Origin of the sequence: Synechococcus sp. R55.7, assembly GCF_047461955.1 — a bacterium.
Classification (GTDB): Bacteria; Cyanobacteriota; Cyanobacteriia; order Thermostichales; family Thermostichaceae; genus Thermostichus.
The window spans coordinates 6,650-10,493 of record NZ_JANSIC010000085.1; the positions used below are offsets into that span (position 1 = coordinate 6,650).

The window sequence follows — 3,844 nt, forward strand, 5'->3', positions numbered from 1 at the left end:
TTTGCATCGGGTTCGCGTCATGAAAGTTCTAGAAGCTCACCACCTCCAAAAAACCTACCGGCAAGGAGGCAGGGAGGTGCGGGCGGTGGTGGATGTCTCCCTGACGCTGGCAGCAGGGGAGATCCTGGCTTTTTTGGGGCCCAACGGGGCCGGCAAGACCACCACCATTAAGATGATTGCCGGCCTGATCCAACCCGACGCGGGCACAGTGTGCGTTCTCGGACGGGATCCCCATACCGATCCGGGGGCCCTGGCCCAGGTGGGGGCAGTGCTGGAAGGCAATCGCAACCTCTACTGGCGGATGACCCCCCTACAGAACCTGGAGTACTTCGGTGTGCTGCGGGGGCTATCCCCCAGAACCGCTCGGCAACGGGGGCTAGAGCTGCTGGAGACCTTTGGCCTGCAGGAGAAACAAGATGTGGCCGTGCAAACCCTTTCGCGGGGTATGCAGCAGAAGGTGGCCATTGCCGTCGCCCTCCTGCATCAACCGGCCCTGTTGCTGCTGGATGAGCCCACCCTGGGGTTGGATGTGGAATCGGCGCAAGCGGTGAAATCCCTGATCCGCCAAATTGCCGCTTCGGGTCGAGCCATCTTGCTCACCACCCATCAACTGGATATTGCGGAAGCGCTCTCGGATCAGGTAGCCGTTATTCGACAAGGGGTGATCATCGCCCAAGCCCCCACGGGAGAGTTGATCCGGCACTTTGCCGGCGCCGTCGGTACTTACCGGATCGAGCTGGAACAGGGGCTGGATCCCTGGAGGGTTGAACAACTGGCCCGCCAAGGGGTGGAGATTCTCGGATCCCATCAGATGCGCTTCAGCGGCCCGCCAGAGAGGCTTTATCAGGTGCTAGAGATCTTGAGGCCTTTGCCCTTGCTCAGCCTCAAACGAGAGGAAGCCGATCTCACCCACATCTTCCTCAAGTTGTTGAAAAGAGGGGATAGACAATGCCAGTGATCCACCTGTTTTGGGCTGAACTGAAGCGGGCCTGGATCCAGTACATTCGCTATCCGGCGGAGGCCCTGGGCGGGATCCTGATCACCACGTTCTTCTTCTATGCCCTCTTTGCCGGCGCCCAATATGTGGCAGGGCCTGCCTCCCAATTTGGCGAACGGTTGGATGCGGTGGTGATCGGCTATGTGCTCTGGACGCTGGTCATTTTTGTGGTGAACGACATCGCCCTCAACCTGCAGGTGGAAGCCCAGACAGGCACCTTGGAGCAGGTGTTGCTCTCGCCATTTTCGGCAGCCACTCTCTTCTTGGCACGGGCTTGTGCCAGCTTGGTGTTGCGCTTTTCCATTGTCGTCGTCATTCTGGGCGTCATCTTATTGCTGACGGGCAGCCGGTTGCGGTTTCCCCCTGCTCTGGTGTTGCCTTTGGTGAGCGTGGTGCTGGGGGCCTACGGCTTCTCGTTTTTGCTGGGATCCGCTGCTCTAATTTGGAAGCGAATTCAGCAGCTTTTAATTATCAGCCAATTCGGCTTGCTTTTTCTGTTGGCTGCTCCCACGGAAGAATGGCCGGGATCCCTGAGGTGGCTAGGGCAAAGTCTGCCCATGACGGCGGGGGCTGGGCTGCTGCGAGACGTGATGGTGCGGGAGGCGGGCTTGGATCCCGTGCGCTTGGCCATGGCTCTAGCCAGCGGCATTTTCTACTTCGGCCTGGGTCTGCTGGCCTTTCGCTGGGCAATGCGGCTAGCCAAACGTCAAGGGATCCTGGGATCCCAGTAGAGGTCTGCAGGAGGGCATCTAGAGCGAACGTTGGTCGGGGGAGCGGTGCAGCAGGTGAGGGAAGTGGTATTCTACCGCTCCAGTGACCGGGTTGTTTTCGGGGAAAGCCATGCTCCGCCGGCTCAGCTCTTGCAACGCTTTTTCAATTTCGTCAAAGTCGGCAGGTAAGTCGATAGCTATCTCCGCAAGGGTGAGGATCCCTTGCCGCTGTTGGGCTAGCCGCAGGATCTCCCGCATCAGAGCTTGACCTTTCAAGGGCTGAGAAGGCGCTGAAACGGCCTTTGCAGGCGTTGGGGAAGGCTGGGATCCCTGTAGAACTGCCAGTTTGAAGTTGTGATTTTCCACCATGCCTGGGATCAAAAACAGGTCGATCAACTGCCCAATGCCCAACAGGCCAAAGGTGAACAGCCAGAGAACGCCTGTGCCAGTCTTGCCCAGGTAGAAGCGATGGACGCCACAGATCCCGAAGATGCCCAACGCCCAGAGGATATAGGCAGTACCGACAGACTTGGGTTCAGCGGGGGGCAGCAGGTAGCGAGAACTCATGGGGATTTGACGAGATAACTCCGAGCGGGTACTCCAAGTCTAAGTCTGTCATCTCCTGGCCTGGACGGGCAGAAGAGAACCGGCAAAACCAATCCCTTTACCTCTAAAAGCGAGCTTGGACCCCTTCTACGCTCTTGTCTGAGGGAGGGCAGCCTCAACGGGAAAACAACCGGAATAATGAGATCCAAGTCCCCCAGGCTCAAAGAACTCCGTCTCCCGCTCACGCAAGCAGTGGACATGCCTATAGAAGGCAAGGGAAAGTCGATGTTTGAGCCAATTTTAATCGGGTTGAGCGCTGTGCTCTGGGGCCTCCTCTGGGGCTACGCTACACTGCTGGTTGTGCTGGTGAACTTTAAGGAGCAAGGATCGGTTTACGCCTACCCTATGCAGGCGGTGCTGGATCGCTTTGTCGAATCCTTGGGGCTGGGCTGGCTTAAGGATCTGCATGCCCTGCAACTGAGGCCGCTGCGCCGGATCAGCTATGCTCTGTTTGGTGCCGTCACCCTAGGGGTGGCTTTCATGCTCTGGGTGTTGGGGTGAGGCGATGACCAGATCGACAGGCGCATTCCCGCAGCAACTGCAAATGCGTTAACCCAACCCGAGTTCTCGACAGGCCCATAATGACCGCTGCCCAACTGGTTGCTATTCTCTCCACTGCCATTGCCACCGCCACACCGGTGGTCTTCGCCTGTGTGGGGGAAACCATTACCGAGCGGGCAGGGGTGATCAACCTCTCCGCAGAGGGGACGATCATGCTGGCGGCCATGGTTGGGTTCGCCGTGGCCAAGCTGACGGGAAGCTTGGTATTGGGCTTTTTGGCTGCCGCCGCGGTGGGAGCGCTGTTTGCTGGGATCGTGGCCTTTGGCTCGCTGACCCTGAAGGGATCCCAAATTGCCATTGGTTTCGTCTTGACCCTATTGGGGGCGGATTTGTCTTCCTTTTTGGGCAATCCGTTCGTGCGGATCCCAGGGCCAACGGTGCCCAGCCTGCCCATCCCCTTCCTGAGAGAGGTGCCGCTGCTGGGGCCACTCCTGTTCCAAGGGGATCTGTTGCTGTACGCCAGCTACGCGCTCATCGGGGGAACTTGGTTCTTTTTGTATCGCACTCAGCCTGGCCTGATGTTGCGGGCTATGGGAGAACAGCCGGCGGCGGCTTTTGCCCGCGGCACCAATGTCATTTTCTGGCGCTATGTTTACACCCTTGTGGGGGGATCCCTATTGGGCTTGGCGGGGGCTGCCTTTTCTCTGGATTTCAAGGCCGGCTGGAGCCACCGACATACAGCAGGATATGGCTGGATTGCTTTGGCCATCGTCATCTTCGGTGGCTGGAACCCCTTGCGGGTAGCTCTGGGGGCCTACCTGTTCGGCATTTTGCAGTCCTTTGCCGGAGTTGCCCAGACTACCATCCGCGCCGTGCCCACCCAAGTTTTTACGGTGGCTCCCTTTGTGTTGATGATTTTGGTGTTGGTGCTCACCTCTGGGGAATGGTGGGAGTACGGCTTGCGCGGGATCCCACCTCGGCTGCGGCGCTGGATCCAGCAGGCGGTGAAGGCCACTCCGCCGGCAGCTCT

General features: G+C 58.9%; 5 protein-coding genes. 4 read left to right on the forward strand and 1 reads right to left on the reverse strand.

Annotated elements, in window-relative coordinates; all coding sequences use genetic code 11:
* Together NW820_RS06240 and NW820_RS06245 are read left to right on the forward strand one after the other, a co-directional pair.
* Window positions 1–958 (forward strand): ABC transporter ATP-binding protein (locus NW820_RS06240; RefSeq protein ID WP_414406995.1); only part of this gene is annotated, 958 nt, incomplete at its 5' end.
* Complete coding sequence (locus tag NW820_RS06245) at window positions 949–1,728, forward strand: ABC transporter permease (protein WP_414406996.1); 780 nt, start codon at window positions 949–951, stop codon at window positions 1,726–1,728. The genes NW820_RS06240 and NW820_RS06245, both read left to right, overlap by 10 nt.
* 18 nt (window positions 1,729–1,746) lie before the next feature.
* Here NW820_RS06245 and NW820_RS06250 read toward each other — a convergent pair whose 3' ends face one another.
* Complete coding sequence (locus NW820_RS06250) at window positions 1,747–2,274, reverse strand: TM2 domain-containing protein (protein WP_414406997.1); 528 nt, start codon at window positions 2,272–2,274, stop codon at window positions 1,747–1,749.
* A gap of 264 nt (window positions 2,275–2,538) precedes the next feature.
* On the opposite strand from NW820_RS06250, the gene NW820_RS06255 reads away from it, so the two are divergent.
* Both NW820_RS06255 and NW820_RS06260 read left to right on the forward strand, forming a co-directional pair.
* Window positions 2,539–2,814, forward strand: coding sequence for a hypothetical protein (locus tag NW820_RS06255; RefSeq protein ID WP_041436392.1), 276 nt, complete (start codon window positions 2,539–2,541; stop codon window positions 2,812–2,814).
* 80 nt (window positions 2,815–2,894) lie between these two features.
* On the forward strand, window positions 2,895–3,844 hold a 950-nt coding region (locus NW820_RS06260), incomplete at its 3' end, for an ABC transporter permease (RefSeq protein WP_414406998.1).